Source organism: Bacillus sp. AFS015802 (assembly GCF_002561455.1).
In the GTDB taxonomy this organism is placed as follows: Bacteria; Bacillota; Bacilli; order Bacillales; family Bacillaceae_B; genus Rossellomorea.
Map to the genome: position 1 here is coordinate 95,346 of NZ_NTUP01000059.1, position 13,959 is coordinate 109,304.

General features: G+C 47.2%; 16 protein-coding genes. 2 read left to right on the top strand and 14 right to left on the bottom strand.

The features are described from left to right. Window positions 1–89: 89 nt before the first annotated feature. Window positions 90–410: a post-transcriptional regulator gene (locus CN378_RS15205; RefSeq protein ID WP_098353246.1), complete on the bottom strand. Its 321-nt coding sequence runs from the start codon at window positions 408–410 to the stop codon at window positions 90–92. Between the two features lie 125 nt (window positions 411–535). Here CN378_RS15205 and spoVB point away from each other — a divergent pair, with 125 nt between their 5' ends. Beyond that, complete coding sequence (gene spoVB / locus CN378_RS15210; RefSeq protein ID WP_098353248.1) at window positions 536–2,086, top strand: stage V sporulation protein B; 1,551 nt, start codon at window positions 536–538, stop codon at window positions 2,084–2,086. 46 nt (window positions 2,087–2,132) lie between these two features. Here spoVB and CN378_RS15215 read toward each other — a convergent pair whose 3' ends face one another. Then, on the bottom strand, window positions 2,133–2,807 hold the full coding sequence (locus CN378_RS15215) for a DUF421 domain-containing protein (protein WP_098353250.1): 675 nt from the start codon (window positions 2,805–2,807) through the stop codon (window positions 2,133–2,135). Between the two features lie 42 nt (window positions 2,808–2,849). Further along, on the bottom strand, window positions 2,850–4,145 hold the full coding sequence (locus CN378_RS15220) for an ArsB/NhaD family transporter (protein ID WP_098353251.1): 1,296 nt from the start codon (window positions 4,143–4,145) through the stop codon (window positions 2,850–2,852). 161 nt (window positions 4,146–4,306) lie between these two features. On the opposite strand from CN378_RS15220, the gene CN378_RS15225 reads away from it, so the two are divergent. After that, window positions 4,307–4,678, top strand: a complete 372-nt coding sequence (locus CN378_RS15225; RefSeq protein ID WP_098353252.1) for a TIGR04086 family membrane protein — start codon at window positions 4,307–4,309, stop codon at window positions 4,676–4,678. A 70-nt stretch (window positions 4,679–4,748) separates the two neighbouring features. Here CN378_RS15225 and yajC read toward each other — a convergent pair whose 3' ends face one another. The 11 genes from yajC to safA all read right to left on the bottom strand — a co-directional run bounded on the left by yajC (window position 4,749) and on the right by safA (window position 13,903). Beyond that, on the bottom strand, window positions 4,749–5,021 hold the full coding sequence (gene yajC / locus CN378_RS15230; RefSeq protein ID WP_098353254.1) for a preprotein translocase subunit YajC: 273 nt from the start codon (window positions 5,019–5,021) through the stop codon (window positions 4,749–4,751). 43 nt (window positions 5,022–5,064) lie between these two features. After that, entirely contained in the window at window positions 5,065–6,204 is a 1,140-nt protein-coding gene (gene tgt / locus CN378_RS15235) for a tRNA guanosine(34) transglycosylase Tgt (RefSeq protein WP_098353256.1), read from the bottom strand. A gap of 41 nt (window positions 6,205–6,245) precedes the next feature. Beyond that, a complete protein-coding gene (gene queA / locus CN378_RS15240; protein ID WP_098353257.1) occupies window positions 6,246–7,271 on the bottom strand; it encodes a tRNA preQ1(34) S-adenosylmethionine ribosyltransferase-isomerase QueA in 1,026 nt (341 codons plus the stop codon). Between the two features lie 39 nt (window positions 7,272–7,310). Then, on the bottom strand, window positions 7,311–7,517 hold the full coding sequence (locus tag CN378_RS15245) for a DUF2905 domain-containing protein (protein ID WP_098353259.1): 207 nt from the start codon (window positions 7,515–7,517) through the stop codon (window positions 7,311–7,313). Then, window positions 7,514–8,515 carry a Holliday junction branch migration DNA helicase RuvB gene (gene ruvB, locus CN378_RS15250; protein WP_098353261.1) on the bottom strand — a complete coding sequence of 334 codons (1,002 nt, stop codon included), beginning with the start codon at window positions 8,513–8,515 and terminating at the stop codon, window positions 7,514–7,516. Before ruvB ends, CN378_RS15245 begins: the two co-directional genes overlap by 4 nt. Before the next feature lie 24 nt (window positions 8,516–8,539). Continuing rightward, a complete protein-coding gene (gene ruvA, locus CN378_RS15255; RefSeq protein ID WP_098353263.1) occupies window positions 8,540–9,151 on the bottom strand; it encodes a Holliday junction branch migration protein RuvA in 612 nt (203 codons plus the stop codon). A 43-nt stretch (window positions 9,152–9,194) separates the two neighbouring features. Further along, window positions 9,195–9,386 (bottom strand): hypothetical protein, encoded by a 192-nt coding sequence (locus CN378_RS22340; protein ID WP_142323616.1) that lies wholly within the window; start codon window positions 9,384–9,386, stop codon window positions 9,195–9,197. 483 nt (window positions 9,387–9,869) lie between these two features. Continuing rightward, window positions 9,870–10,418, bottom strand: coding sequence for an intercompartmental signaling factor BofC (locus tag CN378_RS15260; RefSeq protein WP_098353265.1), 549 nt, complete (start codon window positions 10,416–10,418; stop codon window positions 9,870–9,872). A gap of 177 nt (window positions 10,419–10,595) precedes the next feature. After that, on the bottom strand, window positions 10,596–11,333 hold the full coding sequence (locus tag CN378_RS15265; protein WP_098353267.1) for a YhcN/YlaJ family sporulation lipoprotein: 738 nt from the start codon (window positions 11,331–11,333) through the stop codon (window positions 10,596–10,598). 103 nt (window positions 11,334–11,436) lie between these two features. Further along, complete coding sequence (locus CN378_RS15270; protein WP_142323618.1) at window positions 11,437–12,435, bottom strand: phosphotransferase; 999 nt, start codon at window positions 12,433–12,435, stop codon at window positions 11,437–11,439. Then, on the bottom strand, window positions 12,413–13,903 hold the full coding sequence (gene safA / locus CN378_RS23095) for a SafA/ExsA family spore coat assembly protein (RefSeq protein WP_306471879.1): 1,491 nt from the start codon (window positions 13,901–13,903) through the stop codon (window positions 12,413–12,415). The genes CN378_RS15270 and safA overlap by 23 nt, the downstream gene beginning before the upstream one ends. Window positions 13,904–13,959: the final 56 nt, after the last annotated feature.

Below are 13,959 nucleotides of genomic sequence, written 5' to 3' on the forward strand. Positions count from 1 at the left end.
CTATGTGCTTCAAAAAGTAATATAATTCCTGAATTCTTCAACATTATCATTATCTACGAGAAAGAAAAGAGTGTCAATTTCTTTTCAGGCTATTTTCCATTCTTATTGGGACGAAGAAGCTCATTCAACTCCTCTTCATTCACTTCGGCAAACCAGTTGGGAGACCTGTAGGCTTCGATGGTTTCAAAGCTCATATACTCCCCGGGCTTGACCGTCAGTACATCACTCACCAATTGAAAGAATTTCACATCCACCTCGGGTTTCTTCCATTTTTTCTTCGTTAAGTAGGCCCATAGGCGGTCAGTGTCTGCCTTTCCGTAGCCAAACACTTCGAATTCTTCTACTTTGCTAACAAGCGCTGGTACTAATGATTCATAAAAACGGTCATAAGGATGCTGATTATTCTTCATTCCCCGTTCACCCCATCTGGGCTATATTTAGCCGGAATTATTCACTACTTGTCATGCTTTGTCCACCCTTGTGCATATACATCATTGTATACGATTATACCAATTTTGAGAAGGCAGGGAATTTTATGTCAAAATTTCTGAAAGGCACCATGATCTTAATGATGGCCGCCTTTATTACTAGAATATTAGGGTTTGTCAACAGGATTGTCGTCGCCAGATTCATCGGGGAAGAAGGCGTCGGTCTCTTTATGATGGCTTTCCCGACCCTCATACTCGTCATCACCATCACCCAAATGGGACTCCCGGTAGCCATCTCGAAAAATGTAGCAGAAGCGGAATCAAAGGGCGATATCCGAAAGGTAAAAAAAATATTGGTGGTCTCCCTGTCCATCACCGTGGGGTTATCGATGATCTTCACCCCGGCACTCATCCTGCTTGCCCCATACTTAACAGACGTATTATTCACGGACGACCGGATCTATTATCCGCTGGTTGCCATCGCTCCGATCATCCCGATCGTCGCCATTTCTTCCGTCATCCGGGGCTACTTCCAGGGCAGGCAGAACATGAAACCATCCGCCTATTCCCAGGTCATCGAGCAGGTGGTGCGCATTACGCTGATTGCCGTCTTGACCAAGACCTTCCTTCCTTACGGGATCGAATATGCAGCAGCTGCTGCCATGGTGGCGTCGGTGCTTGGGGAACTCGCCTCCCTCCTTTATCTGTTCGCAAGCTTTAAGTTAAAGAAGAAGTTCAAGATCCGGCGCAATTTCTTTACATCGATCCGAAATGGCCGGGAAACGTTCAACGAACTCATGAGCGTGGCCCTGCCGGCGACAGGCAGCAGAATGATCGGATCGATCGCATGGTTTTTTGAACCGATTGTGGTGGCCAATAGCCTTGCCATCGCCGGAGTGGCGGCGGGAATGGCGACGAAGCAGTACGGGTCCCTGACAGGATATGCCCTGCCCCTCCTGTTTCTTCCATCATTCGTGACCCTTTCCTTATCTCAATCTCTTGTCCCGGCCATCAGTGAAGCCAACTCTCAAAAAAACTTCACTCTCATCGAACACAGACTTCAGCAGGCGCTCAGATTCTGTTTGATCACCGGCGGCATTTCCGTCGTCATTCTTTATGTGTATGCAAAGCCCCTCATGCAGGTCATGTACGGCAATGAAAACGGTGCAGGGTTCCTGATGATCATGGCGCCTTTCTTTTTATTCTATTACTATCAGGGGCCATTACAGGCCGTTCTGCAGGCATTGAATCTGGCGAGGGCCGCGATGATCAACAGCTTGATCGGAGCCGTTGTCAAAACGGGCGTCATCTTTGTCCTCGCTTCACAGCCGGCATTCGGGATCAACGGTGCGGCACTCGGGATCGTCACAGGATTCCTGCTTGTGACCCTGCTTCATTTCATGACCATCCTGAAGTATATCCCGATGACGATTTACGCACGGGATTATGTGAAAACGGTCCTTGTCCTATTGATTACGGGTGTATGGGGCCACTTTTCGTATCTTTACTTATTCGCAGGTGAGTCCGCCGTCATCCGTTTACTATTCGGAGTCGTGACTTCCACGGTCATCTACACCATTCTCTCCATCGCCCTGAAGCTTATCGTCAAAAGTGATCTTATCCGGATTCCGTTCATCCGGAGATTCATCACTCCATAGTCTCTCCCATAAAAAATACTCCTTAACAAATGTTCAGGAGTATTTTTTATGAATGATTTTTTTCATCGATATAAAACTGCCCGTTTTGAAAGCTGCAGAAGGAGATTTCCTGGATGTTTTTGAAGCCGCGTTCCCTCAGTTCTTTTCGCAGCCAGAAGGATGTTTTTCCGATCATGTCCAGATGCGTTGTTTGGACCTGTCCATCGAGAATCAGCGGCAGGGTCAGGGAATGCGGAGACTTTTTATCTTTCTTTAATACAGAGAGTTTCCCCGAAGGCTCTAAAATGGCGAACTCTACATCTGCAAGATTAAAGATATCTTTTTCTCTTAATTGAAGGAGTAAATCGTCATAATTGTATCGCTGTTTCTTCATCGCTCTGTCGTCGATTTTCCCGTTATGAATGATGACGGTGGGCTTTCCGTCCAGCAGCTCCCGGAAGGACTTGGACCTGAGGGAAAACCATGCAAAGAGGATCTGTACGAGGACGATGACCCCCATGGGAAGCACCGTATGAATGATCGGATCATCCGGCTGTTCAATCGCCATGACCGCCATCTCGGCAATCATCATGAAGACGACGAGATCCAGTATGCTTAATTCTCCGATCTCCCTCTTCCCCATGACCCGGAATATAAAGATGATTAAAAAATATAGAAAAAGAGTGCGTAAAATGATGATGAAATATTCCTCCACTACTTTTCCCTCCCATACACATGTCATTATGTAGTATCGACAGAAGGAGAAATTTAATCGGAGGAATATTTACCCACCCATAAACGGGCGGATGTACTTAAAGTAAACGTAGACGGTGGAAACGGCAAGGGAAATGATGGTGACGGGGACACCGATCAGTAAATAGTGGTGAAATTTAATATGTACATTTTCCTTGGATGCAAGTCCAGCAATGACGAGATTTGAAGAAGAACCGAGAAGTGTGCCGTTCCCGCCAAGGCAGGCACCAAGAGCCAATGACCACCATAATGGATCCATATTGACCATCCCGAATTCACCGAATTCCTGGATGACGGGAATCATCGCCGCAACAAACGGAATATTATCGACCACCGCAGACAATATGCCCGTTCCCCACAGGATCACAAAGGCCGTTTTCTTCATATCCCCATCGGTTGCACGCAGGATCTCACGGGCGATTTCATCGATGAAGCCCGCTTCTTCGATTCCTCCGACAAGAAGGAACAGACCCATGAAGAAAAACAGTGTCCCCCACTCCACCTCCCTCAAAATCTTCTCGGGAGGATAAATCTTCTCAAGGAGCAGCATGAGCAGAACGGCACCGGCTAGTGATACCGTCGTCACATCCAAATGAAACACCGGATACACGGAAAAGCCCACCAGCACCAATCCCAGGACGAACATGGACTGGAGCAATCCGTTGTTTTTCTTTAAGTAACCTTTAGGGTCGATCCCTTTCAGAAGCAGTTTCCTGTCTTCTTTCACATGAAGGACTTCCCTGTACAGAACACACATGATCAGTAGCGTCACTCCGTAAACCATCAACACGACAGGCAGCAGATTTTCAAGAAAGGCATTGAATGTAAAGTGCTTCACGGCCTGGCCGATCATCATATTCGGGGGATCACCGATCAGGGTGGCCGTCCCCCCTATATTACAGGCGAGGATCGTCATGATCAAAAAAGGGATGGGCGGCAGTTCAAGAAGCCTGGTCAATTTGAATAGAATCGGAACGAGCAGCATGGCGATGGTGACATTCGCCAAGAAGGCGGATCCCACGGCTGCGAGGGAGGAGAACAGGATGAGGAGTGCCAGTCCATTCCCATTCACCCATTGAGCGATCCGAATGGCGACATACTCGAACACCCCCGTTTTGCTCGTGATCGTGACGATCAGCATCATGGAAAACAGAAGCGTGATCGTTTTCCAATCGATATACGTAAACAGGGCCTTTTCGATGGGAAAAGCCCCTATTAATAGCATGGCGACTCCACCGGTCATGGCAGCGAGCACCCGATTCCACTTCTCGGTCATTAACAAAATATATACAGAAACGAACACGATCAATACCATCAACGGAGACATGGTCACTCACTCCTTATCCTCCAGGAAGTTTCATACTAGTCTATGAGGCTTGACCACGGAAAATTTCTAGTCTTTTTTCAGAAGACGGGGAATATGCTTGTACTAATACGGAATAAAATTATTGAGATAGAAGGGAGAGGACCGTCATCGAAGCAAAAAAAATGGGTGGTGCCGTTCTGTACGGAACCACCACCATATTTGTCATAGCGATTGTCGCAAGCTTATTATTCTCTTTGCTGCTCCGGTTTACCGATCTTACTGAAAACTCCATCACATTGTTTGTCACGATCATATCGTTTCTTTCGTTATTTGTTGGTGGATTCATGTCAGGTGGAAAAGGAAAGACGAAAGGATGGGTGCTTGGAGGGTCGACAGGACTCATTTACACTCTGGTGATTTTCTTATTTCAATACCTGGGATACGATAGCCTGTTCTCAATGGAACAGCTCATCTACCACGGCTGCTACATCCTCACAGCCATGATGGGCGGGATCCTTGGTGTCAATTTGAGTGGCAGTCCAAGGGAAAGCTAGTTCATCCATAAATAAAAAAAGGGTCCCTCCCAACGTGCCTTGGCACTTTTACAGGAGGAACCCTTTTTTATTATACCTGCTCTGCTCTAACGACTTCCCTGATCGCATTGCGATCATATGTAAGACGGCTGCCGTCACCACACAGGATGACTACTTTACCTTCTTCGATGGCATCGATCGATCCGTGTAAACCGCCAATCGTGATGATTCTATCACCCTTCGCAAGCTCATTTTGCATTTTTGAGATCGCTTTTTGACGCTTTTGCTGAGGACGGATCAGTAAAAAGTAAAACAGAACGAACATTAATATTAAAGGTAGTATTGTTCCTAAACTTCCTCCCATTCTTTATTCCCCTCCTTTCCATGATCTATTTATAGCATGCTTTTTAGAAGTTTTTCGCATCAGGACGGTTGAAGCCGTACTGCTCGAAAAATTCTTCCCTAAAGTCTCCTAGACGATCTTCACGAATCGCTTGTCTGACTTGCTCCATTAATTTTAACAGAAAATGAAGATTATGATAAGTCGTAAGGCGAATTCCGAACGTTTCGTCACATTTGATCAAGTGACGGATATACGCACGGCTATAATTTTTACATGTATAGCAGTCGCAATTCTCATCGATCGGCCTGAAATCCCTGGCGAACTTGGCATTTTTCACGACCAGGCGTCCTTCACTTGTCATGAGCGTCCCGTTACGGGCGATCCGGGTAGGCAGGACACAATCGAACATGTCGATCCCCCGTATCGATCCATCGATCAATGAATCGGGAGATCCCACTCCCATCAGGTAACGAGGTTTATCCGAAGGAAGATGCGGCGTCGTGAAATCAAGTACGCGGTTCATGACGTCCTTCGGCTCCCCGACAGATAGTCCACCGACGGCATAGCCAGGGAAGTCCATCGAAACAAGGTCACGGGCACTTTGCTTACGAAGCTCTTCGTACTCCCCACCCTGCACGATACCGAATAATCCCTGATCCTGCGGTCGCTGATGTGCTTCAAGACACCGCTCCGCCCAGCGTGAAGTACGCTCCACAGAACTCTTCATATAGTCATATTCAGCAGGATACGGTGGACATTCATCGAATGCCATCATGATATCAGATCCCAGTGCATTCTGAATCTCCATCGCTTTCTCCGGACTGAGGAAAAGTTTATCCCCGTTTAGATGATGACGAAAATGGACTCCTTCTTCTTCAATCTGGCGAAGCTTACTTAAACTGAACACCTGAAAGCCGCCTGAATCGGTCAGGATGGCACGGTCCCAGTTCATGAATTTATGAAGGCCGCCCGCTTCCCTGATAATTTCATGGCCCGGACGTAACCATAGATGATACGTATTGCTAAGGATGATGCCGGATTCCATGGATTTTAAATCCTCCGGGGACATCGTTTTCACCGTGGCCATCGTTCCTACCGGCATGAAGGCAGGCGTCTCGAATGAACCGTGTGGCGTATGCACACGGCCCAGTCTTGCACCGGTTTGTTTACATGTTTTAATCAATTCATATCTTATTGCAGTCAACTTGGGAATTCTCCTTCCAATTTCCATTGGGTTTTCGTTCTTTATTTAATCAACATGGCATCTCCAAAACTGAAGAAGCGGTATTTCTCTTTAACGGCGGTTTCATAGGCATGCATGACGTTTTCCTTCCCGGCAAAGGCACTGACCAGCATGATCAGGGTCGATTTCGGCAGATGGAAATTGGTGATCAGTCCATCGATTCCTTTGAATTCATATCCGGGATAGATAAAGATATTCGTCCAGCCGTTCTCCTCGACGAATGTGCCGTGCTTTGATGCGATCGTTTCAAGGGTACGGGTGGATGTCGTGCCGACCGTGATGATTCGGCCCCCATTTTCCCTTACCTCATTTAAAAGGCGGGCGGTCCCTTCTGATACCTGATAGAACTCAGCATGCATATCGTGTTCCTCGATGGTCTCGACGGAAACCGGCCTGAACGTCCCGAGCCCGACATGCAGGGTGATGAATGCAATGTGCACTCCCCGCTCCTTCAACTCATCGAGGAGTTCTTCCGTAAAGTGAAGCCCTGCCGTCGGAGCAGCCGCTGATCCCCTTTCCCGTGCAAATACGGTCTGATAGCGATCCTGTTCTTCCAGTCGTTCACGGATATACGGCGGCAAAGGCATTTCGCCCAGTTCATCCAGGACTTCGTAAAAAATCCCCTCGTATTGAAACTCGAGGATTCTCCCTCCATGATCCTTTAAGTCCACACAGGTTGCTTTTAACTTACCGTCCCCGAATACGATTTCCGTTCCGACCCGGATCCGCTTGGCAGGCTTCACGAGGGTCTCCCACTGATCACCGTCCTCCTGTTTCAGAAGCAGCACTTCAATATTGGCACCTGTATCTTCTTTTTGCCCAAAAAGGCGGGCCGGCAGTACTCTTGTATCATTCAGTACGAGGCAATCCCCTTCTTCCAGGTAATCGGTAATCTGTTTAAAACGGATATGATCCATGGAACCATCTTCTTTATCCAACACCATCAACCTGCTCTCAGAACGGTTCTCAAGAGGCGTCTGGGCAATCAGTTCTTCAGGTAAATGAAAATCAAAATCTTCTACTTTCACAGTTCGTCACCTAGCTTATGTAAATCTCACTCATGAGTCCTATTTGAATTTCCCGATGAAATAAAACACAACGGAAAGTATAACACTTAACAGAATAGAAGTCATAAGTGGAAAATAAAATGTCGCATTTTCTTTTTTGATGATAATATCACCAGGAAGCTTCCCTATTTTGATAAATTGCATCAGGAAGCCGATTACAAGAATGATTCCACCGATGATCATGACTATTTTAGGCAACCCCGTCAATTCTCCGGCACCTCCAGCTGGAAATGGTCATACACGAGATGGGTGACGACCCTCCCCCTTGGCGTCCTTTGGATGAATCCAATCTGCAAAAGGTACGGTTCGTACACATCTTCAATCGTATGGGACTCCTCTCCGATGCTTGCGGCGATGGTATCGAGTCCCACAGGTCCTCCCCTGAAGCGTTCGATGATCCCTTTCAGGAGCTTATGGTCGATATGATCAAGACCGAGTTTATCGACCTGAAGAAGCTCGAGGGCTTCCCTTGACAGGGTGGTGGTGATATCCCCATTTCCCTTCACCTGGGCAAAATCCCTCACCCTCCGAAGTAATCGATTGGCGATACGCGGTGTCCCTCTTGATCTCCGGGCCAACTCTTCAGAAGCCGTCGCTTCGATCTTCGTATTCAGGATGGCCGCGGTCCGCTGAACTATTTCGTTCAGCTGCTCTTCATTATAATATTCCAATCGGCATAATACACCAAATCGATCCCGCAGCGGAGCCGATAATGCACCGGCACGGGTCGTCGCCCCCACCAGTGTGAAAGGGGGAAGATCCAAACGGACCGACCGTGCACTCGGACCATTTCCGATCACGATATCCAGACAAAAGTCTTCCATCGCGGGATAAAGAACCTCCTCAATGGCCCGGGGCAACCGGTGGATTTCATCGATGAACAATACATCACCGGGCTCGAGTGCCGTAAGCACTGCGGCCAGGTCCCCCGGTCTCTCGATGGCAGGACCTGACGTGGTGCGCAGGTTCACGCCCATCTCGTTTGCGATGACGGCGGCAAGGGTCGTCTTACCCAACCCGGGCGGGCCGTAAAGGAGAACATGATCCAGGGTCTCCTGCCGCATCTTTGCCGCTTCGATGAAAACCTCAAGGTTATGCTTCACCTTATCTTGCCCAATATATTGTTTAATTGTCTGAGGACGCAAGGAATATTCAAAGGAATCTTCATTTAATTCTGATTCGCCGGATACGATTCTGTCTTCCATTTAGATTTCCTCCTTTCCTGGGATTTACTTCAATAGAAGCTGAAGGGCTTTCCTGATGATTTCGTCTGCCGAATGCCCTTCCCCTTTCAGTTTAGGGGTGATCTTCTTGATCTCACGTTCAGAATATCCCAGGGCTTTAAGGGCAAGGATGGCTTCATCAAATGCCTCATCCCTTCCGTGTGATGCTTCCGCCTCCCCATGGTCTGAGAATAGGCTTGGGAAATAGTCCGGCACAACATCCTGCAGCTTCCCTTTCAGATCAAGGATCATCTGACGGGCAGTCTTCTTCCCGACACCTGGAAACTTCGTCAGGAAACTTTCATTTTCTTCCTCGATCGCCGTGATCACCTGCTGAGGGGCACCTGACGCGAGAATCGCCAGGGCACCCTTCGGTCCGATTCCTGAAACATTCAATAGTTTCATAAAGAGCAGCTTCTCTTCGATGGCAAGAAACCCGTAAAGGGCGATCAGATCTTCCCTCACATGCTGATATGTAAAAATCTGAATCTCTTGATTTTGATATTTTGAATACACAAACGGATTCGCCGTATACAACTGATACCCGATCCCATTATTCTCCACCACTACATATTCAGGACCCACTTGACTCACTGTCCCTTTTATATATTCATACATTTCATTCTCTCCCCATCATTCCCACAACTTAATCTTTCGTCCCTTATCCATATTCAAAAGACTCATGTGGCAAAAATTGTTGTTCTTGATCAAAATGTCTGCCTGATGCTCTGTCCATTAGACTGTGCTGAATGGTGGGGGAAACCGCTTCGCTTTCCGCGGACGAACGGCCGAGCCTCCTCAGCTTTGCTTCCGGGGTCTCGGCACGCCCGTTTTTCCGCAGGAGTCTACGCAATTCCCCCCACCATTTTTCAAGGTTTTTTCGTGACAGAGCTAAAAGGTCTTGCTCAAGAAAGTACCATCTACCAACCTGAAAGAGTTTTTTGCTGGAATTTCTTTAGTGAATCCCTTTTTTAATGAACACATGCTTGGAAAGTTGATTGGAGCGGAAGGTGCTCGACTCCTGCGGGAATAGCTGGACAGGTGAGACCCCACAGGGCAAAGCCCGAGGAGGCTCACCACCAGCCCCGCGGAAAGCGAGCATCCTGGAGCGGAAATCAACTACTACTACTATCTTCTCTATGACAGCAACTAACTTTACGAAAAGAGTCTATCCGAAAGACATATAAAATCTATTGTATCATATCACTATTTGAAGGGATGGGAAAGGGAGACGAAAGAGAAACACTTGTTCTAATTTTATCAAAAAATGAAACAGTTGGGCAGGGGAAAATCCGGCAATAAAAAAACCAGTGGCATGTGCACTGGTTTTCCGCTCTTATTTAGGGACGGAGTAAGGTTTGTACTGTTCGAGTACCTCTTCATACTCCTGCTTCGACTTGATCGGGATACCCTTGACCAGATCATCATGCCGCTTACTCTCAAGCTTCTCTACATCAATCTGGAAGAAGGATTGAATGATCTCCGCCTGTCCCGGTTTGCCGTTGAAAATGGACAGTACGCCATTATCGGATATTCCGAAATAGCCATTTGTCTTCAAGAGCGGGGAGATATCATCCATCTGTTTCTGAAACACGATTTGGTCTTCCGTCATATCCATCAGCTGCCAGTCTTCATAGGCAGCCCAGAAGTCTTCCATGCTCCAGATTGTTTCCTGAACGATTTCCTCACTCACTTCCCCATCCAGGTATACTCTTTCCAGAATAACCGTGACGGTATGGGCGGACGCGACCTCGGCAGGCGTCTCATTCAGCTCAAGAAGAGAGCTTCCGTCAGCTGCCTGCTTCTCCTCTGTATAAAAAAACGTGAAATAAAATGCACCGATTAATAACATCACCATAAACACGATCCGAACCTTCATCGTCATCGTGATCACCTCGAACTTGATTTATGTAACTCTCTATCCACTAGTCTTACCAAAGCCTGTTAAGAATATCCAACCTTCCCCAAACTTTTTAGGGACGGACCTCCCCTTACAAGATGCAGGCCGTAAGCAAAAAAAAGACTACCCAAGAGAGTTCTCTCTTTAAGTAGTCCATACTTGTTATCGGTTGATGCGGTCCTTCACTGATCGGAACATATCGTGCATATCGAAGTTGATGGCATCCCTCGGACCACCGTCCCGCAAGTCATTATCAATGTTTCTCACCCGGCTGAAAGTCCCTTCATCCGTCACCACCGAAACCGTTCTTCCGTGGAGATAAGGCTGCACGGCTTCTTTTACACGGGCTTTTGTTTCCTCGGTTTTACTATGGTCATCAAGCTCAACAGCGATGAGGACATCCGATCCATAGGCGACTGCACGAACGTCACTGACGTTCTCAACCTTTCCAGTGACATCACCTATCTTCTCAGCGAGATCCCCTTCATAAGCTGTATAATAAGATCTTCTCGCATCCCGGGTATTATCATCCAAATGACCATGATAATTTGCATCCCCGTGGCTCGCACGGCCATCCCGTGCTAAGAAATTCTCGTCATAATTGGCAAGTGGTCGTGATGGGTTCTTCGGATTTCCATTCTCATCCCTCACTTGAAGGAACTGACGTTTCTTTTGACGGATATCCTGCCCCTCTTTTCCGACAGAGTGATCATACATTTCAGTCAGAGGTCCGTCCCTTTCATCCCGGTTGTCTCCACCATGTCCATCGTTGGAGTAGAAGCCAAGCGGCTCGTAGGAGTCTGAATAACGATTTTGAGCTTTCTCTTCTCCACTGTTACATGCAGCAAGACCCAGGGTCATGACGGCTGTTAATGGTACCATGAATAAGCGTTTATTCAATGGTGATTCCTCCTTCAACCCAATACTTGAGCATATTTTCTGCTCACCATTAGGTTGTGAAAGGAGGTTATCTTTCATTCAGATCAAAGTTTGGAGACATCCCCTACAATTGGGTATTGATCCGTTTCACTTCTCCATGCAGCTCTTGATTGAATTGCATCCGGTGCGGGAATTGTACAATGGTCAAATCGGTTAAATACCCCCACACACGCTGTTTATAATATTGGTCTTCCCTTATGAATCGATTCCACTCCCGGAACACATCGGATGGGTACATCAATCCAATATAAAAGATCAGCTGATCACGATAAGACTGGAAGTGTTCCGTCTCCCTGATGTCACTGAGGGACCAATTTAAATAAGGTAAAATCCGGTTGCAGTATTGCAGATCGTCCGTCATTTCTGTAGAGAAGGACATAAGGTCGAAGTCGATCAAGTATACAATCCCGTTCTTTCCCCTTAAGAAATTATGATGCGCTACATCTCCATGGGTGATGCAGTTTCCATATTCATGGATGCCGATTGATTTTAATTGCTTTAATGCCCACTTTCCCCACTCTAAATAAGTATACAAATAATACGGCTGAATGAATGCCTGCAAATAGGGAAGATTATGTTGAAACTGCATCATTCGCTTTTTCCATTTTTTCAGCCATTTATAGTGTGGGATCTCTTCTGTCCAAGAACCCTGGATCGTTTTCGAAACGGTATGAAATTTTTTCAATACATTCAGTGCATCTTCCCTGTCTTTCGGTTGATCATAGCTGATGGGGGTGGATGTTTCCAACCACATCGTAATCCCGATGGGAAACCCTTCAAATAATAGCATTTCCCTTTCATGAATCGGGTGAAACGGCAGGACATGGTAAAACTTTTCTCTTAACAGGGTTGAAATCAGGCGTTCCTGAAGCAGAAATTTCAATTGGTTGGGAAATCGTTTCACGAACCATTTTCTCCCTTGGCTTTTCAGTACCCATTTTCCCTCTTTAATGATTTTTAATGATGCACCGGGATCCTTTAACTTATTTTGCAAAAAAGAAAGGAGACGATGTGAATAATCGTCCCCTCCGGCAAGCATGTTATCCCTCAAAATCATCGTCATTGAAATTCGGCATGGCAAATGCTCTTGGCCCAAACATCCCTGGTGATCCCATTTGCATTCCCTGAGGCCCCATTGGCATCCCTTGAGGTCCCATCGGCATACCCATACCCATTCCCTGACCTTGAGGTCCCATCGGCATTCCTGCACCAGGCATTCCCTGACCCATCATTCCAGGTCCGTAGCCGTATGGCTGCTGCATTCCTTGGGGCATATATTGCTGCATCATCGGTTGATGCATCATTTGACCATATTGAGGTCCACCACATCCGCAATCCCCCTGGTCACTTGCTCCCATCACATTGGATGGCTGACCCATCGGCGTTTGATACTGTGCTCCCATCACATTGGACGGCTGGCCCATCGGCATTTGATATCCGCCCATGGAAGGTGACTCTTCCGACATCATTCCCTGAACCTGACCTCCCGGCCCCATCGGATATCCGCCCGGCATTCCTCCTTGGAATCCAGGTCCCGGCATGACGGGTGAGACAGGATAACAATTTCCTGGATACGGCATGTATGGAGCCTGTTGCTGCGGCATTTGAACAGATGGATAATTCTCATCTGATACACCCATGACTCCAGACGGCTGACCCATCGGCTGCTGCATCGGCATTTGCATTGGCTGTTGCATCGGCTGTTGCATTGGCATCTGCATCGGCATCTGAGCATGAGGCATGTATGGCATAACGGAAGAGGACTCTTCGTCATATCCCATCTGAGGCATCATTGGCATGTTCTGCATTCCAGGCATCGATTGAGCACCTTGGACCTGACTTCCTGGTCCCATCGGCATTCCATAGCCTGCTCCTGGATACATTCCTCCATGTGGCGGGCAGAAACCTGATCCTGGCATGACGGGTGATACAGGTACGCAATTATTCGGGTTATAATACATAGGCTGGGTGTTCCCTCCTTGTGGTTGTGCTGGCATTTGTAAGCTTTCTTCTTCTTGAACACCTTTCACGGCTTCTTGTTTTGGCTTTGGCTGTTCTTTCGCTTTCGGGAGTACGTTGGTAGGTTTAGGCGGCGATACAGGTTTAGGCATTGGTTTTGCCTGCTGTTTTGGCTGCTGCACTTGCATATTCGCCATATTCATCATGTAATAGTTGTTGATATCAATTTCCGGGACTACCGGCTTTGGCATTTTTGGTGCGAATGGCTTTTGTACTTCTTTCGGCATTTCTTTCTTTGGCTCTTCTACCGGCATGGCCATAGGCTTCTGCTCTTTGAATGGATGCTCGGCTTTCGGCATCTCCTTCTTCGGCATTTCCTTGGAACCGTATTTGATCTGTGTCTCTTTTTTCACGGTCCCGCCTGCAGTCGGCACTTTAATTTTCATGCCGGGCATGATCATGTCAGGATTTGAAAGCTGGGCATTCATTTGCTTTAATTCTTCGAAATTCACGCCATACTTCTTGGCGATTTTCCAAAGAGTATCCCCTTTTTGAACAATATGGATTTTCACTCTGTTTCCCTCCTCAGGCATAAGTCTATATATCCTATGACAAGATAGGCAAATTG